21 protein-coding genes are annotated in these 25244 nt (G+C 67.5%); 19 read left to right on the plus strand and 2 right to left on the minus strand.

Features of this window, described 5'->3' with window-relative positions; translation table 11 throughout:
* Positions 1-51 precede the first annotated feature (51 nt).
* Entirely contained in the window at positions 52-1233 is a 1182-nt protein-coding gene (locus tag Bsp3421_RS32260) for a porin (RefSeq protein ID WP_274001005.1), read from the minus strand.
* Positions 1234-1510: 277 nt separating this feature from the next.
* On the opposite strand from Bsp3421_RS32260, the gene coq7 reads away from it, so the two are divergent.
* The 18 genes from coq7 to lpxC all read left to right on the plus strand — a co-directional run bounded on the left by coq7 (position 1511) and on the right by lpxC (position 21635).
* Positions 1511-2137 (plus strand): 2-polyprenyl-3-methyl-6-methoxy-1,4-benzoquinone monooxygenase, encoded by a 627-nt coding sequence (coq7, locus tag Bsp3421_RS32265; protein WP_274001007.1) that lies wholly within the window; start codon positions 1511-1513, stop codon positions 2135-2137.
* Positions 2138-2523: 386 nt separating this feature from the next.
* On the plus strand, positions 2524-2952 hold the full coding sequence (gene mraZ, locus Bsp3421_RS32270; RefSeq protein ID WP_274001008.1) for a division/cell wall cluster transcriptional repressor MraZ: 429 nt from the start codon (positions 2524-2526) through the stop codon (positions 2950-2952).
* A gap of 23 nt (positions 2953-2975) precedes the next feature.
* Positions 2976-3917 carry a 16S rRNA (cytosine(1402)-N(4))-methyltransferase RsmH gene (rsmH, locus tag Bsp3421_RS32275; protein WP_274001009.1) on the plus strand — a complete coding sequence of 314 codons (942 nt, stop codon included), beginning with the start codon at positions 2976-2978 and terminating at the stop codon, positions 3915-3917.
* Complete coding sequence (ftsL, locus tag Bsp3421_RS32280; protein ID WP_274001010.1) at positions 3914-4243, plus strand: cell division protein FtsL; 330 nt, start codon at positions 3914-3916, stop codon at positions 4241-4243. The genes rsmH and ftsL overlap by 4 nt, the downstream gene beginning before the upstream one ends.
* Positions 4240-6075, plus strand: coding sequence for a peptidoglycan D,D-transpeptidase FtsI family protein (locus tag Bsp3421_RS32285; protein ID WP_274001012.1), 1836 nt, complete (start codon positions 4240-4242; stop codon positions 6073-6075). The genes ftsL and Bsp3421_RS32285 overlap by 4 nt, the downstream gene beginning before the upstream one ends.
* Complete coding sequence (locus Bsp3421_RS32290; protein ID WP_274001013.1) at positions 6072-7616, plus strand: UDP-N-acetylmuramoyl-L-alanyl-D-glutamate--2,6-diaminopimelate ligase; 1545 nt, start codon at positions 6072-6074, stop codon at positions 7614-7616. Before Bsp3421_RS32285 ends, Bsp3421_RS32290 begins: the two co-directional genes overlap by 4 nt.
* Positions 7613-9019, plus strand: coding sequence for a UDP-N-acetylmuramoyl-tripeptide--D-alanyl-D-alanine ligase (locus tag Bsp3421_RS32295; RefSeq protein WP_274001014.1), 1407 nt, complete (start codon positions 7613-7615; stop codon positions 9017-9019). Before Bsp3421_RS32290 ends, Bsp3421_RS32295 begins: the two co-directional genes overlap by 4 nt.
* 15 nt (positions 9020-9034) lie before the next feature.
* Complete coding sequence (gene mraY, locus Bsp3421_RS32300; RefSeq protein ID WP_274001016.1) at positions 9035-10204, plus strand: phospho-N-acetylmuramoyl-pentapeptide-transferase; 1170 nt, start codon at positions 9035-9037, stop codon at positions 10202-10204.
* A 13-nt stretch (positions 10205-10217) separates the two neighbouring features.
* Positions 10218-11741: a UDP-N-acetylmuramoyl-L-alanine--D-glutamate ligase gene (gene murD / locus Bsp3421_RS32305; RefSeq protein WP_274001018.1), complete on the plus strand. Its 1524-nt coding sequence runs from the start codon at positions 10218-10220 to the stop codon at positions 11739-11741.
* Positions 11738-13030: a putative lipid II flippase FtsW gene (ftsW, locus tag Bsp3421_RS32310; protein ID WP_274001020.1), complete on the plus strand. Its 1293-nt coding sequence runs from the start codon at positions 11738-11740 to the stop codon at positions 13028-13030. The genes murD and ftsW overlap by 4 nt, the downstream gene beginning before the upstream one ends.
* A complete protein-coding gene (gene murG / locus Bsp3421_RS32315; protein WP_274001022.1) occupies positions 13027-14130 on the plus strand; it encodes an undecaprenyldiphospho-muramoylpentapeptide beta-N-acetylglucosaminyltransferase in 1104 nt (367 codons plus the stop codon). The genes ftsW and murG overlap by 4 nt, the downstream gene beginning before the upstream one ends.
* The gene (murC, locus tag Bsp3421_RS32320) at positions 14127-15521 is read left to right on the plus strand and encodes a UDP-N-acetylmuramate--L-alanine ligase (protein ID WP_274001024.1); all 1395 of its coding nucleotides are present in this window, start codon (positions 14127-14129) and stop codon (positions 15519-15521) included. The genes murG and murC overlap by 4 nt, the downstream gene beginning before the upstream one ends.
* Position 15522: 1 nt before the next feature.
* Complete coding sequence (locus tag Bsp3421_RS32325; RefSeq protein WP_274001025.1) at positions 15523-16464, plus strand: D-alanine--D-alanine ligase; 942 nt, start codon at positions 15523-15525, stop codon at positions 16462-16464.
* 20 nt (positions 16465-16484) lie between these two features.
* Positions 16485-17237, plus strand: coding sequence for a cell division protein FtsQ/DivIB (locus tag Bsp3421_RS32330; protein WP_274001027.1), 753 nt, complete (start codon positions 16485-16487; stop codon positions 17235-17237).
* A gap of 26 nt (positions 17238-17263) precedes the next feature.
* Positions 17264-18496, plus strand: a complete 1233-nt coding sequence (gene ftsA, locus Bsp3421_RS32335; RefSeq protein WP_274001029.1) for a cell division protein FtsA — start codon at positions 17264-17266, stop codon at positions 18494-18496.
* A 102-nt stretch (positions 18497-18598) separates the two neighbouring features.
* A complete protein-coding gene (ftsZ, locus tag Bsp3421_RS32340) occupies positions 18599-19792 on the plus strand; it encodes a cell division protein FtsZ (RefSeq protein WP_274001030.1) in 1194 nt (397 codons plus the stop codon).
* Positions 19793-19971: 179 nt separating this feature from the next.
* Complete coding sequence (locus tag Bsp3421_RS32345; protein ID WP_274001031.1) at positions 19972-20478, plus strand: peroxiredoxin; 507 nt, start codon at positions 19972-19974, stop codon at positions 20476-20478.
* 239 nt (positions 20479-20717) lie between these two features.
* Positions 20718-21635, plus strand: coding sequence for a UDP-3-O-acyl-N-acetylglucosamine deacetylase (gene lpxC, locus Bsp3421_RS32350; RefSeq protein ID WP_274001033.1), 918 nt, complete (start codon positions 20718-20720; stop codon positions 21633-21635).
* 74 nt (positions 21636-21709) lie between these two features.
* Here the strand turns inward: lpxC and Bsp3421_RS32355 are convergent, their stop codons facing one another.
* Positions 21710-22183 (minus strand): DciA family protein, encoded by a 474-nt coding sequence (locus Bsp3421_RS32355; protein WP_274001035.1) that lies wholly within the window; start codon positions 22181-22183, stop codon positions 21710-21712.
* A gap of 202 nt (positions 22184-22385) precedes the next feature.
* Here Bsp3421_RS32355 and secA point away from each other — a divergent pair, with 202 nt between their 5' ends.
* Positions 22386-25172 carry a preprotein translocase subunit SecA gene (gene secA / locus Bsp3421_RS32360; RefSeq protein WP_274001037.1) on the plus strand — a complete coding sequence of 929 codons (2787 nt, stop codon included), beginning with the start codon at positions 22386-22388 and terminating at the stop codon, positions 25170-25172.
* Positions 25173-25244: the final 72 nt, after the last annotated feature.

The raw sequence follows: 25244 nt of genomic DNA on the forward strand, positions 1-25244 counted from the left end.
GCGCCCGAGGGCGCCTTTTGAGTATCCTACGGTCTTGTTGTTTGAGCTGGATCAGAACTTGTGGCGGATGCCGACCGTCGCGGCCACCTGGTTCGGCGACTTCGATGCCGTCAGGTTGTTGATGGCCGCCACCGCCGCCTGGCCGGTCGAGTCGTAGCCCAGCGCGTGCTGGTAGACGCCGATCACGTAGATGTCGGTGCGCTTCGACAGGAAATAGTCGAGGCCGAGGTTGACCTGGTGGTATTGCGCCGCGGCCAGCCCATTGACCTTCGAGCCGCGCGTGTAGTCGTACGCCACGCCTGCGAGCAGCGCCGGGGTCAGCTGATACTTGAAGTTCGCCTCGACGTTGTGGAAGGCCGCGGAGCCCTGCAGGTTCAGCGGGTTCAAGCCTACGCCGGCCGTCGAGCCGACATCGCCGAAGCGCGTGTAGCTGTAGGTCAGGCCGAGCGTGGCCGCGCCGATCGTGTAGGCGCCGCCCGCCGCCGCGATCTGCAGCGTGTTCGCGGACGCATAGCCCTTGTACACCGGGCTCGTCATGTTGAGCCCCGAGGTCGTGGAGGTCGACGGGTTCGAGTTCGGGTTGTTGCCGAAGAACGAGTAGTTCGGGTTGCGCGCGTTCACGTAACCGACGCCGAGCACCAGCGGGCCGTTCGCGTAACCGGCGCCGAGCGACCAGATCTGGTTGCGGCTGAAGTTGCCGGCGACGCCGCCCAGGCTGTACAGGCCGCCGAACGTGAAGCCGCCGTAGGTCGGGCTCGTGTACTTGACCGCGTTGTTGACGCGATTGGCGTTGTTCATGTTGTCGAGGTCGCCCGGGTGCGCACCGATGTAGCCCGCCCACTGGCTGCCGCTTTCCAGCGCGCCCGTGTAGTCGACGACGGAGTCATACTGGCGACCCAGCGTGACCGTGCCGTACTGGCCGCTCGACAGGCCGACGAACGCTTGCCGGCCGAACATGTCGCCACCTTGGCCGAGCGAACCGTTCGACACGCTGAAGCCGTTCTCGAGCACGAAGATCGCCTTCAGACCGCCACCGAGGTCTTCCGAGCCCTTCAAGCCGAAGCGGCTGCCCTGCAGCACGCCGCTTGACTGCTGGTACTGCTGGTGACCGCCGGCGTTGTTGTTGAACAGGATGCCCGCATCGATGATGCCGTACAGCGTCACGCTGCTTTGCGCGTGAGCCGCGCCAGCAAACGCGCTCAGCGCGACCAGCGCGAGAAGCGACTTTTTCATTAATGGATCTCCAAGGATTACGAAATTATTTTGGCAGGGCAAATAGTTATGTTTTGGTGAGGCGCCCTGCTTGAACTTCGAAAGAAGTCGCTCGTAATGTAGCAAAAGGAATTTTCGGGACAAAGAGAAAGGAGCCCGGTCAACTCCGGCATGTTTCCTTTATGCAACAATGCTTGGAATCACGGGTTAACCGCAATTTCCGCGTTGTGAACGGGTAGGTAACGCAATGATTTTCTTACCAAATCCTTTCGTTCGGCGCGGTGCATGGAGAAATGGAATGGTGTTTGACGAACTGATCAGCGAATTTGACCGCGGCCTGCGCTCGATGACGGGCATCAGCCGGATGAGCCGCCCGGTGCCGGCGCCGACGGCGTCGCCGCCCGCCGAACTGAGCGCGGAGGAGCGCAAGCACGCGGCTGGCCTGATGCGCGTGAACCATGTCGGCGAAGTCTGCGCGCAGGCGCTTTATCAGGCGCAGAAGCTGACCACGCGCTCGCCCGCGCTGAAGGCGATGTTCGAGGACGCCGCGCGCGAGGAAGAGGACCATCTCGCCTGGACCGCGCACCGGCTCAAGCAGCTGGACTCGCGCCCGAGCCTCCTGAACCCGCTGTGGTACGCGGGGGCGCTGGCGATCGGCGTGGTCGCGGGCCGGCTCGGCGACAAGGTCAGCCTCGGCTTCATGGCCGAGACCGAGCGTCAGGTCGAGAGCCACCTGGAGGGGCATCTGTCGACCTTGCCGGCGGTGGACGTCGAGTCGCGCGCGATCGTCGAGCAGATGCGCGTGGACGAGGTCAAGCACGGCAAGTCGGCCAGCGACGCGGGCGGCATCGAGCTGCCGATGCCGGCGCGCATGCTGATGCGTGCGGCCTCGAAGGTGATGACCAGCACTGCGTACTATCTCTGAGCGACACCCCCGGGCGGCGCGCGAGCGCCCGCCCGGTTCCCCGCGCCGAAATCCCGCCTTTCCTCTGCCTTTTTCCCCGCCAAAATGCCTGCCGCCACGCCCGTCTGGGCCGGACTTTTCACGTACCACCTTCACAACCTGCGGTAGCTCATTCATTTATAACGCTTTTTGGTATGAGGGTCAGCTTGAGGAGGTGAGCGTAAGTCCTTGTTCTAACTAACAAAATTCGTTAAAAAAACGCGCGACTCCCTTGACCGTCCCTGACCCTTCCTCTAAAGTGGGAGACAGTGTGAGAAAGTGTATTTTTGTGTGATCCGCGGGGCTTTTCCGGCTAGATTCGCAGCATCGGCCGGGTGCTTCGATGCCGAGAACGGGAGAGCGGAAAAGTGTTTCAAGGGGCGTCGGCGCTGACGCTCGATGCGAAAGGGCGCATGTCGGTGCCGGCTCGCTATCGCGAAGCGCTTCAAGGACAGGCAGAAGGACGGGTGACTGTGACCAAGCACCCGGACGGCTGCCTGTTGCTGTTTCCGCGCCCCGAATGGGAAGTGTTCCGCGCGAAGATCGCCGCGCTGCCCATGGATGCGCACTGGTGGCGTCGGATTTTTCTCGGTAACGCGATGGATGTCGATCTGGACAGCGCGGGCCGAATTCTCGTGTCGCCCGAGTTGCGGATGGCAGCCGGGCTGGAAAAGGAAGTCATGTTGCTGGGAATGGGAAGTCACTTCGAGCTGTGGGACGCACAGACCTACACCGCGAAGGAGCAGGCGGCGATGGCGCAGGGCATGCCCGATGCGCTGAAGAATTTCACGTTCTGATTGCGGTGACGGAGACGCCCGCGATGGGAAACGAATTGCAGCATCGGACGGTGCTGTTGGATGAAGCGGTCGACGCGCTCGTGACGCGCCCCGACGGGATCTACGTCGACGGCACGTTCGGGCGCGGCGGACACAGCCGCGCCGTACTCGCACGGCTCGGCGAGGCTGGCCGGCTGATTGCGTTCGACAAGGATCCGCTCGCGATCGCGACCGCGGAGCAGATCGGGGATGCGCGCTTCGCGATCGTCCACGACAGCTTCGCCGCGCTGCGCGGCGAGCTGGATGCGCGCGGGGCAGGACGGGTGTCGGGCGTGTTGCTGGATCTCGGCGTGTCGTCGCCGCAGGTGGACGATCCGGCGCGGGGCTTCAGCTTCCGCGCGGACGGCCCGCTCGACATGCGGATGGACCCGACCCGCGGCGAATCGGCCGCGGCGTGGCTGGCCCGGGCTTCGGTGCAGGAACTGACGGAGGTGATACGAGATTATGGGGAAGAACGGTTTGCTTTTCAGATTGCAAAGGCGCTTGTTGCTCGCCGGGCAGAGTCCGACCGTCTTGGGCCTCTCGACACCACGGGCGAGCTTGCCCAAATCGTGGGTCACGTCGTCAAAACCCGTGAGAAGGGCAAGGATCCGGCAACCCGCACCTTTCAGGCTATACGGATTCACGTCAATCAAGAGCTTGCGGAGCTGCAAGTCGTTCTAGAGGCAGCACTGTCGGTGTTGGAGCAAGGGGGGCGGCTGGTGGTCATCAGCTTTCATTCGCTCGAGGATCGGATCGTCAAGCGATTCATGCAGGCGCACGCGAGTGCGCCTGCGGTCGATCGTCGCCTGCCGATCCGCGCGGCCGACCTGCCGAGCCCGCCGCTCAAGGTGCTGGGTCGCGTGTTTCCGAGCGAGGCCGAAGTGGCGGCCAATCCGCGCGCGCGCTCGGCGGTGATGCGGATCGCGGAGCGCATCGCGCCATGAGCCGCCTCAATATCTTCCTGCTGATCCTGGTGATGGGATGCGCGTTGTCGGTCGTCAATTCGACCAACCAGCAGCGTCAGATCTTCATCCAGCTGCAGCGCGCGCAATCGCAGGAGCATCAGCTTCAGCAGGACTACGCGCAACTGCAATATCAGCAGAGCGCGCTGTCGAAGACCTCGCGCATCGAGCAGCTCGCCGACAGCGCGCTCAAGATGCAGTCGATCACGACGGGACGCACCCAGTACCTGACGCTGCCCGCCGGGGCCGCGAAGGCGGTCGACGCGCCGGAGCCGACCTCCGGCGCGGCGCAGGGGGGCGCGCGATGAAGCAGTCGTCGAAACGCCAGAGCGTGAAATTCTCGTCGAGTCCGGTGCTGTCGGTGCATTTGCCGATGTGGCGCTCGAAGCTCGTCGTGTTCATGCTGTTCATGGCGTTCGTCGCACTGGCCGCCCGCGCGTTCTGGATCCAGGGCCCGGGCAACGCGTTCTATCAGAAGCAAGGCGAAAGCCGCTACCAGCGCACCCTCGAACTGCCCGCGACGCGCGGCAAGATCCTCGATCGCAATGGCCTCGTGCTCGCGACGAGCCTGCCCGTGCGCGCGATCTGGGCGATCCCGGAGGCGGTGCCGGACGATCTCGGCGCCGACAAGCTCACCCAACTCGGCGCGCTGCTCGGCATGTCGCCGAAGGAGCTGCGCGCCAAGCTTTCCGAGGACAAGAGCTTCGTCTACGTGAAGCGGCAGGTGCCGACCGAGATCGCGGACAAGGTCGCCGCGCTCGGCATTCCCGGCGTTTACCAGCGCGGCGAGTACAAGCGCTTCTACCCGGAAGGGGAGATCACCGCGCACCTGATCGGCTTCACCAATGTCGAGGACGAAGGGCAGGAGGGCGTCGAGCTGGCCGACCAGAAGCTGCTCGAGGGCCTGTCGGGCAGCCGGCACGTGATCAAGGACCGGATGGGGCACATCGTCGAGGACGTCGACGAGCAGATGCCGCCGCACAACGGCACCGACGTCGATCTGTCGATCGACAGCAAGATCCAGTACATCACCTACGCGAACCTGAAGGCGGCGGTCGAGAAGTTCCACGCCAAGGCCGGCGCGGCCATGGTGATCGACGTGCGCTCGGGCGAAGTGCTGTCGCTCGTCAATTACCCGACCTACAACCCGAACGACCGTTCGCACCTGACCGGCGAGCAGTTGCGCAACCGCGTGCTGACCGACGTGTTCGAGCCGGGCTCGATCATGAAGCCGTTCACGGTGTCGCTCGCGCTCGACCTGCACCGGGTCACGCCGTCGACGCTCGTCGATACGGGCAACGGCCATTTCGTGCTGGACGGCGCGCCGATCACCGACGATTCCGGGTTCGGTACCTTGACGGTGGGCGGCGTGATCCAGAAATCGAGCAACATCGGCGCGACCAAGATCGCGATGACGATGAAGCCCGAGGAAATGTGGAATATGTATACCAGCATCGGCCTCGGGCAGGCGCCGAAGGTCGGTTTCCCCGGCGCGGTCGCCGGCCGCCTGCGGCCGTGGAAGAGCTGGCGCCGGATCGAGCAGGCGACGATGTCGTACGGCTACGGTCTGTCGGTGTCGCTGTTCCAGCTCGCGCGCGCCTATACGGCGATCGCGCACGACGGCGAGCTGATGCCCGTCACGATCTTCAAGACCGACAACGCGCAGCCGGCGTCCGGCCCGCAGATCTTCGCGCCGAACACGGCCCGCGAGGTGCGCGCGATGCTCGAGACCGTGGTCGCGCCGGGCGGCACCTCGCCCGATGCGGCCGTGCCCGGCTACCGCGTCGGCGGCAAGAGCGGCACCGCCTACAAGCAGGCCGGCCATGGCTACGATCACAAAAAGTACCGGGCGTCGTTCGTCGGGATGGCGCCGATGCCGAATCCGCGCATCGTCGTCGCGGTCTCGGTCGACGAGCCGACCACGGGCAGCCACTTCGGCGGCCAGGTGTCGGGCCCGGTGTTCTCCGCGATCGCGGGCGATACGCTGCGCGCGCTGAACGTGCCGCCGAACATGCCGGTCAAGCAGCTCGTCGTGTCGGACGACACGGCATCCGCCAAGCCGGTCGCCGCAACCGCGGCCGCCGTCAAGCACATGACCGTGTCGAGTTCGACACACCATCCACCAGGAGTAGTTCGATGAGCGCCGTGCGCAGTTCTCATCCGGCGCACCACCAAATCGCAGCCGCGCTCGCGTGGCTGCGCGCGCATGTTGCCCCCGGCGCGCAGCTGCACGCGGACACGCGCAGCCTGAAGGCGGGCGATGTGTTCGTGGCCTATGCGGTCGACGGGGCGGACAACCGTCCGTTCATCACCAACGCGCTCGAACGCGGCGCGGCGGCGGTGCTGTATCAGCCGGAAGGCTATGCGGCCGACGCGCTCGATCCGGCCGTCGCGTTCGCGGTGCCCGCGCTCGACGCGCTCGCGGGCGAGATCGCGAGCGGCTGGTACGGCGACCCGAGCGATCGCATGCTCGCGATCGGCGTGACCGGCACGAACGGCAAGACCTCGTGCACGCAATGGATCGCGACCGCGTTGAGCGCGCTGCACCAGCCGTGCGCGGTGATCGGCACGCTCGGCAGCGGCATGCCGGGGCAGCTCGTGCACAGCGGCTTCACCACGCCCGACGCGCCGCAGTTGCAGCGCTCGCTCGCGCAACTGCACACGGCGGGCGCCCAGGCGGTGGCGATGGAAGTGTCGTCGCACGCGCTGCACCAGGGGCGGGCCAATGGCACCGGCTTCGATATCGCGGTATTCACGAACCTTACTCAGGATCACCTCGACTATCACCAGACCTTCGACGCCTACGAGACGGCCAAGGCGAAGCTGTTCTCGTGGCGCGGCCTGCGGTTCGCGATCGTCAATCGCGACGACCCGGCCGGCCGGCGTTTGCTGGCGCGGCTCGCCGGGCGGGTGCGGACCATCGCGTATGGAATCGGGGCGAGCGCCTGGGACGTCGACGCCGATCGCGAACTGGTCGCGACGAACGTGCGCGCGACCGCGACCGGCACGGCCTTTCACCTGGCGTCGTCGTGGGGCGAGGCGGAAGTCGAGGTCGGCACGCTCGGCCTGTTCAACGTGAGCAACCTGCTCGCGGTACTCGGCACGCTGCTCGCGGCCGACATGCCGTTCGACGCGGCGCTTGGCGAACTGACCGGGCTCGAATCGGTGAACGGCCGCATGCAGCGGCTCGGCGGCCGCCTGCAGAACGACGAACCGCTCGTCGTGGTCGACTATGCGCACACCCCGGACGCGCTCGAGAAGACGCTCGATGCGCTGCGGCCGATCGCGCAGGCGCGCGGCGGCGAGCTGGTGTGCATGTTCGGCTGCGGCGGCGATCGCGATCCGACCAAGCGGCCGCTGATGGGCGAGATCGCCGAGCGGCTGGCCGACAAGGTCGTGGTCACGAGCGACAACCCGCGCAGCGAGGATCCGCACGCGATCATCGGCCAGATCGCGGCCGGCATGCGCGAACCCGCGCACGCGCGCCAGATCGAGGATCGCGCCAGCGCGATCCTGCAGGCGGTGCGCGGCGCCGCGCGCGAGGATGTGGTGCTGCTGGCCGGCAAGGGCCATGAGGCCACGCAGGAAATCATGGGCAAGAAACGGACGTTCTCCGACCAGGACCACGCGCGTCTCGCGCTGGCCGCGCGGGCGACGCATGCGCGCGGAGGCGGCGAATGACGATGCTGACCCTGCGTGAAGCCGCCCAGCTGATTCCCGGCGCGACCGTGCTCGGCGAGCCCGAGGCCGGCTTCGCGCGCGTCTCGACCGACAGCCGCACGGCAGGCCCGGGCGACCTGTTCGTCGCGCTCAAGGGCGAGCGCTTCGACGCCCACGATTTTCTCGGCGAGGTCGCCGCGCGCGGCGTGAGCGCCGTGCTCGCCGCGCGCACGCCGGCGGACTGGCCGGTGCCCACGCTGCGGGTCGCCGATCCGCGCGTCGCGCTCGGCGCGCTCGCGCACGGCTGGCGCCGCCGCTTCGCGCTGCCGGTCGTCGCGGTCACCGGCAGCAACGGCAAGACGACGGTGAAGGAAATGATCGCCGCGATCTTCGCGGCGGCGGTCGGCGAGCCGGCGCGGCTCGCGACCGCCGGCAACTTCAACAACGACGTCGGCCTGCCGCTGACGCTGCTGCGCCTGACGGCCGCGCACCGGCTCGCGGTGATCGAGGTCGGGATGAACCATCCCGGCGAGACCGCGATGCTTGCGCGTCTGACCGCGCCGACGGTCGCCCTCGTCAACAACGCGCAGCGCGAACACCAGGAATTCATGGCGACCGTCGAGGCGGTCGCGCTCGAGCACGCGTCGGTGATCCACGCGCTCGGGCCGGACGGCGTCGCGGTGTTCCCGGCCGACGATGCGTACGCGGGCATCTGGCGCGTCGCCGCGACCGGCAACCGGATCGTCGATTTCGCGCTGACGGGCAACGGCCAGGATCCCGCCGCGGCGGTAACGGGCGCGCTCGAGGGCAATCGTTTGGCGATCCGCACGCCGGCGGGCGCGCTCGATGTGCAGCTGCGCGCGCTGGGCGAGCACAACGCGCGCAACGCGCTCGCCGCGACGGCCGCGGCGCTGGCCGCCGACGTGCCGCTCGACGCGATCCGGTGCGGTCTGGAGGCGTTCGAGCCGGTCAAGGGCCGACTGCAGGTGAAGCGCGCGACGGTCGGCGCGCTTGCGGGTGCGACGGTGATCGACGACACCTATAACGCGAATCCCGACTCGATGCGCGCCGCGATCGACGTGCTGGCCGCGCAGTCCGCGCCGCGCGTGCTCGTGATCGGCGAGATGGGCGAGGTCGGCGACGACGGCCCGGCGTTTCACCGCGAAATCGGCGCGTATGCGCGCGAGCGCGGCATCGACGCGCTGTTCGCGCTCGGCGCCGCGACGCTCGACGCCTGCGCGGGATACGGCGCGGCCGCGCGCCATTTCGACGGGCTGGAGCCGCTCGTCGACGCGCTGCAGGCCGCCCGGTTCGGCCCGCGTGCGACGCTGCTCGTGAAGGGCTCGCGCTTCATGCGGATGGAGCGCGTGGTCGACGCATTGACGAATCAACCCGCATCGGGCGCGACGCCCGGCGCACACTGAGAGAAGGAAAGAAGCATGTTGCTGGCGCTGGCGCAATGGCTGCAAAATGACGCAAGCTTTTTGCGCCTGTTCACGTACCTCACGTTCCGGGCGGTGATGGCCACCATCACCGCGCTGGTGATCGGTCTCGTCTGCGGCCCGTGGGTGATCCGCAAGCTGACCCAGATGAAGGTCGGCCAGGCCGTCCGCAAGGATGGTCCGCAGACGCACCTCGTGAAATCAGGCACGCCGACGATGGGCGGCGTGCTGATCCTGATCGGCATCGCGGTCGCCACCCTGCTGTGGGGCGACCTCACGAACCGCTTCATCTGGATCGTGATGCTCGTGACCTTCGGCTTCGGCGTGATCGGCTGGGTCGACGACTATCGCAAGGTCGTCCACAAGGATCCGCGCGGGATGTCGTCCCGCGAAAAGTATTTCTGGCAGTCGGTGATCGGCCTGTTCGCGGCCGTCTATCTCGCGTTCAGCGTGTCGGAAGCGAGCACCGGCCGGGTCTTCGACCTGTTCATGGCGTGGGTGCGCAGCGGCATGTCGATGGGCCTGCCCGCGCGCGCCGACCTGCTGCTGCCGTTCCTGAAATCGATCAGCTATCCGCTCGGCGTGTGGGGCTTCATCGCGCTCACCTATTTCGTGATCGTCGGCGCGAGCAACGCGGTCAACCTCACCGACGGCCTCGACGGCCTCGTGATCATGCCGGTCGTGCTGGTTGGCGCGTCGCTCGGCGTGTTCGCCTATGTGATGGGCAGCGCCGTCTACTCGAAATACCTGCTGTTTCCGCACATCCCCGGCGCGGGCGAGCTGCTGATCTTCTGCTCGGCCATGGGCGGCGCGGGGCTCGCGTTCCTCTGGTACAACACGCATCCGGCGCAGGTGTTCATGGGCGACGTCGGCGCGCTCGCGCTCGGCGGCGCGCTCGGCACGGTCGCGGTGATCGTGCGCCAGGAAATCGTGTTGTTCATCATGGGCGGCATCTTCGTCGCGGAAACGCTGTCCGTGATGCTGCAGGTCACCTGGTTCAAGTACACGAAGCGCCGTTACGGCGAAGGGCGCCGCATCTTCAAGATGGCGCCGCTGCATCACCATTTCGAATTGTCGGGCTGGAAGGAAACGCAGGTGGTGGTGCGTTTCTGGATCATCACTTTGATGCTGTGCCTGTTCGGTTTGTCCACCCTCAAGCTGCGGTAAAGGGAAGGTAAGGATGTTTGGCGAGAAGTTTGCAGATCGGCAGCGGCCGATGGTGCTCGTGCTGGGGCTCGGCGAATCGGGTCTCGCGATCGCGCGGTGGTGCGCGAGGCACGCGTGCCGGTTGCGCATTGCCGATACGCGCGAGACGCCGCCCAACCTCGCCGCGCTCGAGGCCGCCGGGATCGAGGCCGAATTCGTCGGCGGGCCGCTCTCGCCCGTGCTGCTCGACGGCGGCGTCGAGCTGGTCGCGCTGAGCCCGGGGCTGTCGCCGCTCGCGGACGATCTCGCGCCGCTGCTCGCCGCCGCGCGCGAGCGCGGCGTGCCCGTGTGGGGCGAACTCGAATTCTTCGCGCAGGCGCTCGCGACCCTGCGCGACAACGGCTATGCGCCCAAGGTGCTGGCGATCACCGGCACCAACGGCAAGACCACGACGACGAGCCTCGCCGGCCTGTTGTGCGAACGCGCGGGCCGCAAGGTCGCGGTCGCCGGCAACATCAGTCCGGCCATGCTCGACAAGCTGGCCGAGGCGATCGACGCGACCGCGCTGCCGGACGTCTGGGTGCTCGAACTGTCGAGCTTCCAGCTGGAAACCGCGCAGAGCTTCGCGCCGGACGCCGCGACCATCCTCAACCTGACCCAGGACCATCTCGACTGGCATGGCGGCTTCGAGGCCTATGCGGCGGCGAAGGGCCGGGTCTTCGGCGCGCGCACCGTGCGCGTGCTGAACCGCGACGACGCCGAGGTGATGAAGTTCACGCCGCCCGCGGCGGCGGCCGATGCGCCGCGCTTCGTCACGTTCGGTCTGAACGAGCCGACCCGCGACGGCGATTACGGCCTGCTGCGCGATGGTGGCATCAACTGGCTCGTGCAGGCGCACGACCGCGACGCGAGCGACGAGCCGGTGTCGCCGCGCCGTCGCAAGCAGGAAGCCGCGACGCCGCCCGATCTCGCGCTCAAGCGCCTGATGCCGTCGGACGCGCTGCGGATCCGCGGGCTGCACAACGCGGCGAACGCACTGGCCGCGTTCGCGCTCGCCCGTGCGATCGACCTGCCGGCCGCGCCGCTGCTGCACGGCCTGCGCGAGTATCGCGGCGAGGCGCATCGCGTCGAGCTGATCGCGTCGCTGGACGGCGTCGATTACGTCGACGACAGCAAGGGCACCAATGTCGGCGCGACGGTTGCCGCGCTCGACGGCCTCGCGCAGCGCGCGGTGCTGATCGCCGGCGGCGACGGCAAGGGCCAGGATTTCGCGCCGCTCGCGGCGCCCGTCGCACGCTGGTGCCGTGCGGTGCTGCTGATCGGCCGCGATGCGCCCGCGCTGCGCGCGGCGCTGGCCGAGGCCGGCGTGCCGCTCGTCGACCACGCGACGCTCGAAGAGGCGGTGCGCGCGGCGAGCGCGCTCGCGGAGCCGGGCGATGCGGTGCTGCTGTCGCCCGCCTGCGCGAGCTTCGACATGTTCACCGGTTATGCGCAGCGCGCCGCGGTGTTCCGCAGCGCGGTCGAGGACATCGCACTGGAAAGGGGCACGACGATATGAGCTGGTCCGATCGTCTCGTTTCGCGTTTCAACGGCGCGCGCGATGCCGGCGGCTCGGCCGCGACGGGCGCCGGCGCGCGCATGAGCTCGGGCGCGCGCGCCGCGGCGGGCGGCCTCGCGAGCGTCGTGAACGGCGCGCGTCCGACCCGTTCGCGCATGCTCGATTTCGATTACTCGCTGCTGTGGGTGTCGATCGCGCTGCTCGGGCTGGGCGTGGTGATGGTGTACTCGGCGTCGATCGCAATGCCGGACTCGCCGAAGTACGCGTCGTACCACGACTACGCCTTCCTGCTGCGCCACGTCATCTCGCTCTGCGTCGCGTTCGTCGCGGCGGTGATCGCGTTCCGGGTGCCGGTGTCGACCTGGGACAAATACGCGCCGCACCTGTTCCTGATCGCGCTCGTCGGCCTCGTGATCGTGCTGATCCCGCACGTCGGCAAGGGCGTGAACGGCGCGCGGCGCTGGATCCCGCTCGGCATCACCAACATGCAGCCGTCCGAGATCATGAAGCTTGCCGTGACGATCTACGCGGCGAACTACACGGTGCGCAAGCAGGAGTACATGCAGAGCTTCGCGAAAGGCTTCCTGCCGATGGCGTTCGCGGTCGGCATGGTCGGCGCGCTGCTGCTGCTCGAACCGGACATGGGCGCATTCATGGTGGTCGCCGCGATCGCGATGGGCGTGCTGTTCCTCGGCGGCGTCAACGGCAAGCTGTTCGGCGGGCTGGTCGCGACGGCGGTCGGCACCTTCACGATGCTGGTGTGGCTGTCGCCGTGGCGGCGCGAGCGGATCTTCGCCTACCTCGATCCGTGGGACGAGCGCTATGCGCAGGGCAAGGCCTACCAGCTGACCCACTCGCTGATCGCGTTCGGGCGCGGCGAATGGTTCGGCGTCGGGCTCGGCGGCAGCGTCGAGAAGCTCAACTACCTGCCGGAAGCGCATACCGACTTCATCCTCGCCGTGATCGGCGAGGAACTCGGCTTCGTCGGCGTGCTGGTCGTGATCCTGCTGTTCTACTGGATCGTGCGCCGCGCGTTCGAGATCGGCCGCCAGGCGCTCGCGCTCGACCGCACCTTCGCCGGCCTGACCGCGAAGGGCGTCGGCATCTGGTTCGGCGCGCAGGCGTTCATCAACATGGGCGTGAATCTGGGCCTGCTGCCCACCAAGGGCCTGACGCTGCCGCTCGTCAGCTACGGCGGCTCGGGGATTCTGCTGAACTGCGTGGCGATCGCGGTGCTGCTGCGGGTCGATTACGAAAACCGGGTGCTGATGCGCGGAGGCAAGGTATGAGCGCATCGCAACCGACGCTGCTGGTGATGGCGGGCGGCACCGGGGGCCACGTGTTCCCGGGCCTCGCCGTCGCGCACCGCATGGCGGAGCAGGGCTGGCGGGTCGTATGGCTCGGCAACCCGGCCGGCATGGAGGCGACGCTCGTGCCGAAGCACGGGATTCCGATGGAGTACGTGCGCTTCGGCGGGTTGCGCGGCAAGGGCCTGAAGACCAAGCTGATGCTGCCGTTCAACCTGCTGCGCGCCTGCGCGCAGAGCCTCGCGGTGCTGCGCCGCGTGAAGCCCGACGTGGTGCTCGGCATGGGCGGCTACATCACGTTCCCGGCGGGCGTGATGACGGCGCTGACCGGCCGGCCGCTCGTGCTGCACGAACAGAACTCGATCGGCGGGCTCGCGAACAAGGTGCTCGCGAAGCTCGCGAAGCGCGTGCTCGTCGCGTTCCCGGATGCGCTGCCGCATGCCGAGTGGACCGGCAACCCGATCCGCGCGGAGCTGGCGCGCACCGCGCCGCCGCCGCAGCGCTACGCGGCGCGCGACGGCCGGCTGAACCTGCTGGTGGTGGGCGGCAGCCTCGGCGCCGCCGCGCTCAACGAAGTGGTGCCGCGCGCGCTCGCGCTGATGGCGCCCGGCGAGCGGCCGCACGTCGTGCATCAGGCGGGCGCGAAGCACATCGACACGCTGAAGGCGAACTATGAAGCCGCGGGCCTCGCGCTCGGCAGCGACGTGCAGCTCGCGCCGTTCATCGACGACATGGCGGCGGCCTACGCGGCCGCGGACCTGGTGATCTGCCGCTCCGGCGCGATGACCGTCGCCGAGATCGCGGCGGTGGGCGTCGCGGCGCTGTTCGTGCCGTTCCCGCATGCGGTCGACGACCATCAGACGACCAATGCCGCCTTCCTCGCCGATGTCGGCGCGGCGGTGCTGGTGCAACAACGCGACCTGTCGGCCGAATTGCTGGCCGACTGGTTGCGCAGCCAGTCGCGGGCAACGCTCGCGATCATGGCGGAGCGTTCGCGCTCGCTGGCCAAGCCCGATGCCACCGATGAAGTCGCGCGCGCATGCGCGGCGGTGGCGGGCGCGAACCTGAAAGGAATGCAATGAAACACATCGTCAAACATATTCACTTCGTCGGGATCGGCGGCGCGGGCATGAGCGGGATCGCGGAAGTGCTCGTCAATCTCGGCTACGAGGTCAGCGGCTCGGATCTGTCGCGCAATGCGGTGACCGAGCGGCTTCAGGCGCTCGGCGCGCGGGTTGCGATCGGCCACGACGCGGCCAACATCGAGGGTGCGAACGCGGTGGTGGTGTCCACCGCGGTGCGCTCGGACAACCCGGAAGTGCTCGCGGCGCGCCGTCAGCGCGTGCCGATCGTGCCGCGCGCGGTGATGCTCGCCGAGCTGATGCGGCTCAAGCAGGGGATCGCGATCGCCGGCACGCACGGCAAGACCACGACGACGAGCCTCGTCGCGAGCGTGCTCGCGGCGGGCGGACTCGATCCGACCTTCGTGATCGGCGGCCGGTTGATCAGCGCCGGCGCGAACGCGCGGCTCGGCACCGGCGATTTCTTCGTGGCCGAGGCCGACGAATCGGATGCGTCGTTCTTGAACCTGTATCCGGTGATCGAGGTGATCACGAACATCGATGCGGATCACATGGACACCTATGGGCACGACTTCGCGCGGCTCAAGCAGGCGTTCATCGAGTTTACGCAGCGCCTGCCGTTCTACGGCAGCGCGGTGGTATGTGTCGACGATCCGAACGTGCGCCAGATCATCCCGTTCATCTCGAAGCCGGTGGTGCGCTACGGCCTCGCGGCCGACGCGCAGGTGCGCGCCGAGAACATCGACGCGCGCGACGGCCGCATGCATTTCACGGTGCAGCGCGAAGGGCGCGCGCCGCTCGCGGTGGTGCTGAATTTGCCGGGCCTGCACAACGTGCAGAACGCGCTCGCCGCGATTGCCATCGCGACCGACCTGGGCGTCGCGGACGAGGCGATCCAGCAGGCGCTCGCGGAATTCAACGGCGTCGGCCGGCGCTTCCAGCGGCATGGCGAGATCCCGGTGGCGGGCGGCGCGTACACGTTGATCGACGACTACGGCCATCACCCGGTCGAGATGGCCGCGACGATCGCCGCCGCGCGCGGCGCGTTCCCCGGCCGCCGGCTCGTGCTGGCGTTCCAGCCGCACCGCTATACGCGCACCCGCGACTGCTTCGAGGATTTCGTCCACGTGCTGTCGACGGTCGATGCGCTGGTGTTGACGGAGGTCTACGCAGCCGGCGAGGCGCCGATCCCGACCGCCAACGGCGACGCGCTGTCGCGCGCGGTGCGCGCGGCGGGCAAGGTCGTGCCGGTGCTCGTCGAGCACGTCGACGCGCTGCCGGAGGCGCTCACGCAGGTCGCGCAGCCGGGCGACGTGGTGATCACGATGGGTGCGGGCTCGATCGGCGGCGTGCCGGGCAAGCTCGTGCAGGACACGCAACGGAAGGCATGAGATGAACGCGATCGATCCGCAACGATTCGGCAAGGTGGCGGTGCTGCTCGGCGGCGAGTCGGCCGAGCGCGAGGTGTCGCTCAACTCGGGCCGGCTGGTCGTGCAGGGGCTGCGCGATGCCGGCATCGACGCCCATCCGTTCGATCCGTCCGAGCGGCCGTTGGCGGCGCTCAAGGACGAGGGTTTCGCGCGCGCGTTCAATGCGCTGCACGGGGGCTACGGCGAGAACGGCCAGATCCAGGGCGCGCTCGATTTCTACGGGATCCGCTACACCGGCAGCGGCGTGCTCGGCTCGGCGCTCGGGCTCGACAAGTTCCGCACCAAGCTGGTGTGGCAGCAGACCGGCGTGCCGACGCCGCCGTTCGAGACGGTGCTGCGCGGCGATGCCTACGATGCGCGCGCGCAGGAGATCGTCGCGAAGCTGGGCCTGCCCTTGTTCGTGAAGCCGGCGAGCGAAGGCTCGAGCGTCGCGGTGCTGAAGGTGAAGGACGCCGCTGCGTTGCCTGTCGCACTGGCCGAAGCGGCGCAACACGACAAAATCGTGATCGTCGAGAAGAGCATCGAAGGCGGCGGCGAGTACACCGCGTGCATCGCGGCGGATCTCGACCTGCCGCTGATCCGCATCGTGCCGGCGGGCGAGTTCTATGACTATCACGCGAAGTACGTCGCCGACGACACGCAGTATCTGATCCCGTGTGGCCTCGGCGAGGCGCGCGAGGCGGAACTGAAGCGGCTCGCGCGGCGCGCGTTCGACGTGCTCGGCTGCACCGATTGGGGCCGCGCGGATTTCATGCTCGACGCGGCGGGCGACGCGTATTTCCTCGAAGTGAACACGGCGCCGGGGATGACCGATCATTCGCTGCCGCCGAAGGCGGCGCGCGCGGTCGGCATCAGCTACTCGGCGCTGGTGGTGAAGATCCTGTCGTTGACCCTGGAAGACTGAAGCGGAACCGGATGTGAGTCATGTGGAATAACGTTCGCCAACTGAACCTTGCCGCCAGCGCGTTGTACGCGCTGTTGCTGCTCGCGTTGGCGGCCGCGGGGTGCTACTGGCTGATTCAGCGTCCGACTTTCGCGCTGCGCGCGATCCAGATCGACGGCGATACCGAGCACATCAACGCGCCGACGGTGCGCGCGGGCGTGGTGGGCCGGCTCAAGGGCAATTTCTTCACGGTCGACCTGGACACCGCGCGGGTGGCGTTCGAGCAGATGCCGTGGGTACGGCACGCGAGCGTGCGGCGAGTGTGGCCGAACGCGCTCGCTGTCACGCTCGAGGAGTACAAACCGTTGGGCACCTGGGGCAGCGATCAGCTGGTCAGCACCGACGGCGAGCTGTTTACCGCGAACCAGGGCGAGCTGGAGGAAGGCCTGCCCGCGTTCGACGGTCCGGAAGGCAGCGCGAAGGAGGTGGTCGCGCGCTATCGCGATTTCAAGAAGTGGTTCGCGCCGCTCAAGGCGACGCCGGAGGAGGTGACGCTGTCGCCGCGCTACGCGTGGACGGTCAAGTTGTCGAACGGCATGCAGGTGGAGCTGGGCAAGGAGCGCAACGGCGGGACGCTGTTCGACCGCACGCAGCGCCTCGTCGCCGCGTGGCCGGCCGTCACGCAGCGCTGGGGCGGCGACATCGAGTATGCGGACCTGCGTTACCCGAACGGGTTCGCGGTTCGTGCGGCGGGCATGCGCTTCCTGAGCGAACCCGACAAGGGCAAGAAGTAACAGGACATCACACGCAAGAGCACTTTATGAGCAAAGACTACAAGGATCTGCTGGTTGCCCTCGACATCGGCACGTCGAAGGTGGTGGCCGTCGTCGCGGAACTGAAGGGCGAGGGGCACTACGAGGTCATCGGCCTCGGCCAGAGCGAGTCGAAGGGCTTGAAGAAAGGCGTGGTGGTGAACATCGAGGCCACCGTGCAGTCGATCCAGCGCGCGCTCGAGGAAGCCGAGCTGATGGCCGACTGCAAGATCACCAACGTCTTCACCGGGATCGCCGGCAGCCACATCCGCAGCTTCAATTCGAGCGGGATGGTCGCGATCAAGGAAAAGGAAGTCACCCAGACCGACGTCGCGCGCGTGATCGAGACCGCCAAGGCGATCAACATCCCGACCGACCAGCAGGTGCTGCACATCCTCACGCAGGAATTCATCATCGACGGCCAGGAGGACGTGCGCGAGCCGATCGGCATGAGCGGCATCCGCCTCGAGGTGAAGGTGCATATCGTGACGGGCGCGGTCAGCGCCGCGCAGAACATCGTGAAGTGCGTGCGCCGCTGCGGGCTCGAGGTGAACGACCTGATCCTGCAGCCGCTCGCGTCGTCGCTCGCGGTGCTGACCGAGGACGAGAAGGACCTCGGCGTGGTGCTGGTCGACATCGGCGGCGGCACGACCGACATCGCGATCTTCGCGGAAGGCGCGATCCGCCACACGGCCGTGATCCCGATCGCGGGCGACCAGATCACGAGCGACATCGCGATGGCGCTGCGCACGCCGACGCCGGATGCGGAAGACATCAAGGTGGGCTACGGCATCGCGAAGCAGGCGCTGGCCGATCCGGACGAGATGGTCGAGGTGCCGGGGCTGGGCGAGCGCGGTCCGCGCACGCTGTCGCGGCAGGCGCTTGCCGCGGTGATCGAGCCGCGCGTCGAGGAGCTGTTCTCGCTCGTTCAACAGGTCGTGCGCGAATCCGGTTACGAAGAGTTACTCAGTTCCGGTGTTGTGCTGACTGGCGGCGCGGCGATGATGCCGGGAATGGTCGAACTCGGCGAAGACATTTTCCTCAAACCGGTGCGCATCGGCGCGCCGGAATACGCGGGCGGTCTCGCGGACGTGGTGCGCAATCCGCGCTACTCGACCGCGATGGGGCTGCTCGTCGAAGGCAGCGCACAGCGCACGCGCGGCCGCAAGGTCGCGGTGCAGTCCGGCTCGGCCGGCCAGATCTTCACGCGGATGAAGGACTGGTTCCTGAGCAACTTCTAATCGATTTGAAACTCGCGCCGGTACTGGTGGCCGGCGCGCGACAGAGGGTTGCCCGATCTTCTGCCGAATAACGCCAGAGTTTTTTTCTTGACGGAGGCAACAATGGAATTCGAAATGCTGGAAACCGAAACCAACGGCACGGTCATCAAGGTGATCGGCGTTGGCGGCGCTGGCGGCAATGCCGTGCAGCACATGATCAACCGCGGAGTGCAGGGCGTCGACTTCGTCGTGATGAACACGGATGCGCAGGCGCTGTCGCGTTCGCGCGCGCCGAACGTGATCCAGCTCGGCGGCACCGGCCTCGGCGCCGGCGCGAAGCCGGAGATGGGCCGTGCGTCGGCGGAAGAGGCGCGCGAGCGCATCGCCGATTCGCTGCGCGGCGCGCACATGGTGTTCATCACCGCAGGCATGGGCGGCGGCACGGGCACGGGCGCGGCGCCCGTGGTCGCGCAGATCGCGAAGGAAATGGGCATCCTGACGGTGGGTGTCGTGAGCAAGCCGTTCGAATTCGAAGGCGGCAAGCGGATGCGCGTGGCGGAAGCCGGCGCGCAGCAACTGGAGGATCACGTCGACTCGCTGATCGTCGTGCTGAACGACAAGCTGTTCGAGGTGATGGGCGACGACGCCGAGATGGACAAGTGCTTCCAGTGCGCTGACGACGTGCTCAACAACGCCGTGGCCGGCATCGCCGAGATCATCAATGTCGATGGTCTGGTGAACGTCGACTTCGAGGACGTGAAGACGGTGATGGGCGAGCAGGGCAAGGCGATGATGGGCACGGCGACGGTCGCCGGCGTCGATCGCGCGCGCCTCGCCGCCGAGCAGGCGGTCGCGAGCCCGCTGCTCGAGGGCGTCGACCTGTCGGGCGCGCGCGGCGTGCTGGTGAACATCACGTCGAGCCGTTCGCTGCGCCTGTCGGAAACCCGCGAAGTGATGAACACCATCAAGAGCTACGCGGCCGACGACGCCACGGTGATCTTCGGTGCGGTGTACGACGACGCGATGGGCGATGCGCTGCGCGTGACGGTGGTCGCGACGGGCCTCGGCCGCGCGGCGAAGAAGCAGCAGTCGGCGCCGATGACGCTGCTGCGCACCGGCACCGACAACCAGCCGATCAGCGCGGTGGCGCACAGCTACGCGCCGGCGCACGTGAGCGCGGCCGACTACGGCGCGCTCGACACGCCGGCCGTGTGGCGCAATTCGCGCGAGACGGCGGCGTCGCACGTGCAGGCGCTGCAGGAAAAGGGCGTCGACACGTACGACATCCCGGCCTTCCTGCGCAAGCAGGCGGACTGACGCACGGGCAGGCCGGGCCGCCTCGCGGCCGGGCCGACGTGACGGATGGAAACGGCGCATGACAGGCCGCGTCGCATGCGACGCCGGGCCGGGCATCGTGCCCTCTTCGCGGCTGCGAAGCGGGCAGGCGTCGTGCCGTCTGTCGCGGTTGATCAAGGTATCGCCATGAAGGACCAGGCATGATTCAAGTGGGCGACACGCTGCCCGACGCGCAGCTCTTCGAGTTCATCGACGAAGCGCGCGCAGGGTGCACGCTGGGGCCGAACGCCTGCAGCGTGCGCGAGCAGACGGCGGGCAGGCGCGTGGTGATCTTCGGATTGCCGGGCGCGTTCACGCCGACCTGTTCGGCGCAGCATGTACCGGGCTATCTCGAGCACGCCGACGCGCTGCGCGCGGCGGGCATCGACGAGGTCTGGTGCGTGGCCGTCAACGACGCATTCGTGATGGGCGCTTGGGGACGCGATCTGCACACCGCGGGCAAGGTGCGCATGATGGCGGACGGCAGCGCGGCTTTCACTCATGCGCTGGGACTTACGCAGGATTTGTCCGCGCGTGGCATGGGGGTTCGATCCCTGCGCTATGCGATGGTGATCGACGACGGCGTGGTCAAGACGCTGGCGATCGAAGCGCCGGGCAAGTTCGAAGTCAGCGATGCAGCCAGCGTGCTGGCAGGCATGATGCGGTGAAATCGGGGCCGGCGTTGCTCGACGGCAACGCCCGGGCTCCCCGACAACGTGGCTTTATTACGGGCCGATGACCGGAAACGCCTCCGTTCCGGGCATCGGCCCGTCCCGCATCCGCGCGGGTAACGTGTCGAAACAGTTTGATACGGCGATGCAGCCGACGTGAAATAGGGAATTACGCTATACTCTCGTCTATTGAATAAAACTCCCGATTGAAATCTTCAATCGCGAAGAAGATCACCATGTTGAAGCAGCGCACCATCAAGTCGATCGTCAAGACCGTAGGCATCGGTCTTCACTCCGGTCGCAAAATCGAACTCACGCTCCGCCCCGCTGCCGCCGGCACGGGCATCGTGTTTTCGCGCATCGATCTGCCGACGCCCGTGGACATCCCGGCCTCGGCGATGTCGATCGGCGATACGCGGCTCGCGTCGGTGTTGCAGAAGGATGGCGCGCGCGTGTCGACGGTCGAGCACCTGATGTCCGCGTGCGCGGGCCTCGGGATCGACAACCTGTACGTCGACGTGACGGCCGAGGAAATCCCGATCATGGACGGCAGCGCCGCCTCGTTCGTGTTCCTGATCCAGTCCGCCGGCATCGAGGAACAGAACGCGCCGAAGCGCTTCATCCAGGTGAAGAAGCCGGTCGAGATCCGCGACGGCGACAAGTTCGCGCGCCTCGACCCGTACTTCGGCTTCAAGCTCAAGTTCACGATCGATTTCCGCCATCCGGCCGTCGACAAGACGGGGCAGGAGCTGGAAGTCGATTTCGCGAACACGTCGTACGTGCGCGAGATCGCGCGTGCGCGCACCTTCGGCTTCGCGCACGAGGGCGAGATGCTGCGCGAGCTGGGCCTCGCGCGCGGCGCCACGATGGACAACACGATCGTGCTCGACGAGTACCGGATCCTGAACAACGACAACCTGCGCTACGACGACGAGTTCGTGAAGCACAAGATGCTCGATGCGATCGGCGACCTGTACGTGGTCGGTCATCCGCTCCTCGCGTCGTACACCGCGTACAAGTCGGGCCACGGCCTGAACAACCAGCTGCTGCGCGCACTGCTCGCGGACGAAAGCGCCTACGAGATCGTGTCGTTCGACGATCCGAAGGCCGCGCCGCGCGGCTTCGGCTTCGACGCGCAGGCTGCGTTCGCGTGACGCGCGCCGCGCCATGGCGCCGCGCCATGAAAAAAAGCGACCCGAGGGTCGCTTTTTTTTTGTCCCGGCGGCGCTCAGCGCGGCGGTTTCGCGTGCCGGGCGGCCATGCGCGCGAGCGCGATCTGCAGCGGCGACGGTTCGAGCGCGTCGGCGAGCGTGCGCAGCGCATCGGCGCCCGCCGCCGACAGGCGCGCCTCCTTGATGCGTGGCGGTTCGGGCGCGTGCTGCGGGCGCACCCGCAGTTTCAGCGCCGTGACCGGCCAGCCGCGCGCCTGCAGGTCGCCGAGCAGGCGCGGCTCGACTTGCCGCAGGCGCGCGGCGAGCGCGTTGTGCGCGGCGAACAGCGTGAGCACGCCTTCCTTGATGAAGCCGGGTTCGATATTGTTCGCGAGGTAGTCCGGCAGCAGGCTGGCCAGATCGCGACGCAGCGCGGCCACCTGCTCGACGCCCGCGCGCAGCGCCGCATAGGCGTCGCTGCGGTTCAGCACGTCGGCTGCGGCCTGCGGGCGCGAGAAGCTCGACGGGAAGCGCGACGAGGAACGGTTCATGGACTCGGTGACGGCGTGGAGCGGCAAAGATGACGCGATTGTACCGCGCGAGGCAGGCGTCGGCGGAGGACCGCGGCGCGGGCGGGCGCGCGTGCTAAAATTCCTCGTTTGAATTCACTCATACGTTAAGCCGCCGAGGCTCGGCGCGCCGGGGGAGGTCAGCCGTACTCCGGGGCCGTTGCAGCGACGCACACCCGATCCGATGACAACCGGTTTTCTCCAGAAGATTTTTGGCAGCCGCAACCAGCGGCTCGTCAAGCAATACCAAAAGACCGTCGCTACGATCAATGCGTTGGAAACGCAGATCGAGCAGCTGACGGACGACCAGTTGCGCGGCAAGACGGATGAGTTCCGCCAGCGTGTCGCGGGCGGCGAGTCGCTCGACAAGCTGCTGCCCGAGGCGTTCGCCGTGTGCCGCGAGGCGAGCCGGCGGGTGCTGAAGATGCGGCACTTCGACGTGCAGCTGATCGGCGGCATGGTGCTGCACTACGGCAAGATCGCGGAAATGCGCACCGGCGAGGGCAAGACGCTCGTCGCGACGCTCGCGGCCTACCTGAACGCGCTGTCCGGGCGCGGCGTGCACGTCGTCACCGTGAACGACTACCTCGCGCAGCGTGACGCCGAGTGGATGGGGCGGCTCTACAACTTCCTCGGGCTCTCGGTCGGCATCAACCTGTCGCAGATGGAGCACGACCAGAAGCAGCAGGCCTACGCGGCCGACATCACCTACGGCACCAACAACGAATTCGGCTTCGACTACCTGCGCGACAACATGGTCTACGAGACCGAGGCGCGGGTGCAGCGGCCGCTCAATTTCGCGATCGTCGACGAGGTCGACTCGATCCTGATCGACGAGGCGCGCACGCCGCTCATCATCTCGGGCCAGGCGGAAGACCACACCGAGCTGTACGTGCGCATGAACGCGCTGCCGCCGCTGCTCGAGCGCCAGATCGGCGAGGAGAAGGCCGACGGCACGGGCGTCGAGAAGCCCGGCGACTACACGCTCGATGAAAAGGCCCGCCAGGTGTTCCTGACGGAATCGGGCCACGAGAAGGCCGAGCGCCTGCTTTCCGAATGGGGCCTGATCGGCGAGGGCGAGAGCCTGTACGCACCGCAGAACATCACGCTGATGCACCACGTGTACGCGGCGCTGCGCGCGCACACGCTGTTCCACCGCGACCAGCATTACGTGGTGCAGAACGGCGAGGTGATCATCGTCGACGAATTCACGGGCCGCCTGATGGCGGGCCGCCGCTGGTCCGATGGTTTGCACCAGGCGGTCGAGGCGAAGGAACACGCGAAGATCCAGAGCGAGAACCAGACGCTCGCGTCGATCACGTTCCAGAACTACTTCCGGATGTACGTCAAGCTGTCCGGGATGACCGGGACGGCGGACACCGAGGCGTTCGAGTTCAACGAGATCTACGGCCTCGAGACGGTCGTGATCCCGACCAACCGCGTGCCGAAGCGGATCGATCGCCAGGACCAGATCTACAAGACCGCGAAGGAGCGCTACGACGCGGTGATCCGCGACATCCACGAGTGCTACGAGCGCGGCCAGCCGGTGCTGGTCGGCACGACCTCGATCGAGAACTCCGAGCTGCTGTCGCACCTGCTCAAGCAGGCCGGGCTGCCGCACGAGGTGCTGAACGCGAAGCAGCACGCGCGCGAGGCGGCGATCGTCGCCGAGGCCGGCCGGCCGAAGCGCATCACGATCGCAACCAACATGGCGGGCCGCGGCACCGACATCGTGCTGGGCGGCAATGCCGAGAAGCAGGCGAGCCTGATCGATGCCGACGACGCGATCCCGGCCGACGAGAAGGCGCGCCGGATCCAGCAGCTGCACGACGAATGGGAAGCGCTGCACGAGCAGGTGAAGACCGCAGGCGGCCTGCACATCATCGGCACCGAGCGCCACGAATCGCGCCGGATCGACAACCAGCTGCGCGGCCGCGCCGGCCGCCAGGGCGACCCGGGTTCGTCGCGCTTCTACCTGTCGCTCGAGGATCCGCTCCTGCGCATCTTCGCGGGCGACCGCGTGCGCGCGATCATGGATCGCCTCAAGATGCCGGAAGGCGAGGCGATCGAAGCCGGCATCGTGACCCGTTCGATCGAATCCGCGCAGCGCAAGGTCGAGGCGCGCAACTTCGATATCCGCAAGCAGCTGCTCGAATACGACGACGTGTCGAACGACCAGCGCAAGGTGATCTACCAGCAGCGCAACGAACTGCTCGAGGCGCACGACATCGCCGAGACCATCGGCGCGATGCGTCATGGCGTGGTCACCGAGGTGGTGCGCCAGTTCGTGCCGGCGGGCAGCATCGAGGAACAGTGGGACCTGCCCGAGCTGGAAGAGGCGCTGCGCAACGACTGGCAGCTCGATCTCGCGATTCAGGAAATGGTGAACGAATCGTCGTCGATCAGCGCGGACGAGATCCTCGACGCGGTCACGACGGCCGCCGACGAGCACTACGAGGCGAAGGTCGCGCTGGTCGGCCGTGAATCGTTCAGCGCGTTCGAGCGCTCGATCATGCTGCAGACGCTCGATCGCCTGTGGCGCGAGCACCTGGCGGCGCTCGACCACCTGCGCCAGGGCATCCACCTGCGCGGCTACGCGCAGAAGAACCCCAAGCAGGAATATAAGCGCGAGGCGTTCGAACTGTTCGCCGCGATGCTCGATGCGGTCAAGCAGGAAGTCACGCGGGTCGTGATGAACGTGCAGATCCAGTCGCCGGAGCAACTCGAGGAGGCGGCCGAGCAGCTCGAGGAGCAGGGCGGCCATCTCGAGAACGTCGAGTTCCGGCACGCCGACTATGCGGATACCGGCGCGGCTGCTGCTGCGGTCGGCGGCATCGCGGTGGCCGAGATCGCGGCGGCGGTGGGCGGCGCGGCGGCGGTGGACGGCGACGTGCCGAAGGTCGGGCGCAACGATCCGTGCCCGTGCGGCAGCGGCAAGAAGTACAAGCACTGTCACGGCAAGCTGTCATGATCGTGGGCGGCGCGCCGTGCGTGCGTCCGCCATCCGAAGTATGAGCGGCGGCCCGCCCAGGCGGGCCGCCGG

Source organism: Burkholderia sp. FERM BP-3421 (assembly GCF_028657905.1).
In the GTDB taxonomy this organism is placed as follows: domain Bacteria; phylum Pseudomonadota; class Gammaproteobacteria; order Burkholderiales; family Burkholderiaceae; genus Burkholderia.

Bases quoted from the DNA above. Each gene is read 5' to 3' on its own strand.
- Bsp3421_RS32260 (WP_274001005.1), bottom strand. From the start codon at position 1,233: ATGAAAAAGTCGCTTCTCGCGCTGGTCGCGCTGAGCGCGTTTGCTGGC.
- coq7 (WP_274001007.1), top strand. From the start codon at position 1,511: ATGGTGTTTGACGAACTGATCAGCGAATTTGACCGCGGCCTGCGCTCG.
- rsmH (WP_274001009.1), top strand. From the start codon at position 2,976: ATGGGAAACGAATTGCAGCATCGGACGGTGCTGTTGGATGAAGCGGTC.
- ftsL (WP_274001010.1), top strand. From the start codon at position 3,914: ATGAGCCGCCTCAATATCTTCCTGCTGATCCTGGTGATGGGATGCGCG.
- Bsp3421_RS32285 (WP_274001012.1), top strand. From the start codon at position 4,240: ATGAAGCAGTCGTCGAAACGCCAGAGCGTGAAATTCTCGTCGAGTCCG.
- Bsp3421_RS32290 (WP_274001013.1), top strand. From the start codon at position 6,072: ATGAGCGCCGTGCGCAGTTCTCATCCGGCGCACCACCAAATCGCAGCC.
- Bsp3421_RS32295 (WP_274001014.1), top strand. From the start codon at position 7,613: ATGACGATGCTGACCCTGCGTGAAGCCGCCCAGCTGATTCCCGGCGCG.
- mraY (WP_274001016.1), top strand. From the start codon at position 9,035: ATGTTGCTGGCGCTGGCGCAATGGCTGCAAAATGACGCAAGCTTTTTG.
- murD (WP_274001018.1), top strand. From the start codon at position 10,218: ATGTTTGGCGAGAAGTTTGCAGATCGGCAGCGGCCGATGGTGCTCGTG.
- ftsW (WP_274001020.1), top strand. From the start codon at position 11,738: ATGAGCTGGTCCGATCGTCTCGTTTCGCGTTTCAACGGCGCGCGCGAT.
- murG (WP_274001022.1), top strand. From the start codon at position 13,027: ATGAGCGCATCGCAACCGACGCTGCTGGTGATGGCGGGCGGCACCGGG.
- murC (WP_274001024.1), top strand. From the start codon at position 14,127: ATGAAACACATCGTCAAACATATTCACTTCGTCGGGATCGGCGGCGCG.
- Bsp3421_RS32325 (WP_274001025.1), top strand. From the start codon at position 15,523: ATGAACGCGATCGATCCGCAACGATTCGGCAAGGTGGCGGTGCTGCTC.
- Bsp3421_RS32330 (WP_274001027.1), top strand. From the start codon at position 16,485: ATGTGGAATAACGTTCGCCAACTGAACCTTGCCGCCAGCGCGTTGTAC.
- ftsA (WP_274001029.1), top strand. From the start codon at position 17,264: ATGAGCAAAGACTACAAGGATCTGCTGGTTGCCCTCGACATCGGCACG.
- ftsZ (WP_274001030.1), top strand. From the start codon at position 18,599: ATGGAATTCGAAATGCTGGAAACCGAAACCAACGGCACGGTCATCAAG.
- Bsp3421_RS32345 (WP_274001031.1), top strand. From the start codon at position 19,972: ATGATTCAAGTGGGCGACACGCTGCCCGACGCGCAGCTCTTCGAGTTC.
- lpxC (WP_274001033.1), top strand. From the start codon at position 20,718: ATGTTGAAGCAGCGCACCATCAAGTCGATCGTCAAGACCGTAGGCATC.
- Bsp3421_RS32355 (WP_274001035.1), bottom strand. From the start codon at position 22,183: ATGAACCGTTCCTCGTCGCGCTTCCCGTCGAGCTTCTCGCGCCCGCAG.
- secA (WP_274001037.1), top strand. From the start codon at position 22,386: ATGACAACCGGTTTTCTCCAGAAGATTTTTGGCAGCCGCAACCAGCGG.